Below are 200 nucleotides of genomic sequence, written 5' to 3'. Positions count from 1 at the left end.
GTGAGGCTTGACCATAAAAAATTCTTAGAGAGGGGGGTGGTTCTCCACCCCCCGATCATAAACTGCTTATGCTGCAACCTACATTCATGATGATGCGATTGTGAGAAATAAATTGCGCGGGCGAAAGCCCAAGCTAAGAGTTTCTCTGTGGCAATGCCGAGAGGGTCACACCCGTTCCCATCCCGAACACGGAAGTTAAG

Annotated in this window: 1 rRNA gene; it reads left to right on the top strand. The window is 49.5% G+C overall.

Annotated elements, in window-relative coordinates:
- Nucleotides 1-143 precede the first annotated feature (143 nt).
- A 5S ribosomal RNA gene (gene rrf, locus JFN90_RS22135) occupies nt 144-200 on the top strand; the annotation flags it as partial.

Origin of the sequence: Geomonas propionica, assembly GCF_016458235.1 — a bacterium.
In the GTDB taxonomy this organism is placed as follows: domain Bacteria; phylum Desulfobacterota; class Desulfuromonadia; order Geobacterales; family Geobacteraceae; genus Geomonas; species Geomonas propionica.
This window is presented reverse-complemented; position numbering and strand designations above follow the sequence as displayed.